This is a genomic window from Oleiphilus sp. HI0132 (assembly GCF_001635845.1).
Map to the genome: position 1 here is coordinate 1 of NZ_LWGJ01000200.1, position 750 is coordinate 750.

The following is a 750-nucleotide window of genomic DNA, read 5'->3' on the forward strand; positions in this document are numbered from 1 at the left end:
GGCTATCGGCATATCCGGTAGTATTATCGCGCTTATCCTGGTGACCGCCATCGCATTCATTAACATCCATAACACACAGAACAATCTGGGCGCCCCAATCTCTCAGGTGAAGCATTTAGTCGATGAAATTTCCATGGGGAACTTTTCGAACGCTTCAGAAAATACTGGTGCGAAGAACAATAGCCTAGCCTCCAAGCTACAGGCTTTAGCTTATAGCCAACAGGAAAAACAAAACGAAATAGAGGCTTCTCAAGCCTCCACTCAGCGGATTATCTCTGCCTTAAACGTCTGCAACACCAATGTCATGATGGCCGATGATGACTACAACATTGTCTATATGAATGACTCCGTAAAGGAAATGATGCAAAGTGCTGAAGCAGACTTAAAAGTGGTACTTCCCAACTTTAATGCTCAAGCACTTATGGGAGAGAGTATTGATGTCTTCCATAAAAATCCGGCTCACCAACGGAGTATGCTAGAAGGCTTGCAAACTCAATATAACGGAAAAATCCAAGTTGGCACTCGAACATTCAGTTTGATAGCCACACCAATCTTTGATGATGAACACCAACGACTCGGCACCGTCGTCGAGTGGGATGATCAAACCGCGCAGCTAGCCAAGGAACAGGCTGAAGCTCAGTTGGCAGCAGACAATACGCGAATCAAACTAGCGCTAGATGTGTGTAGCACCAACGTCATGATGGCCGACGCTGAGTTCAATATCATTTATATGAATGAATCAGTACAAGA

General features: G+C 44.9%; 1 protein-coding gene. It reads left to right on the forward strand.

Going from position 1 to position 750, the window contains the following annotated elements; genetic code table 11:
- Nucleotides 1-133 precede the first annotated feature (133 nt).
- Nucleotides 134-750, forward strand: a 617-nt coding sequence (locus tag A3766_RS30200; RefSeq protein WP_231882819.1) for a PAS domain-containing protein, incomplete at its 3' end; no start/stop codon positions are given.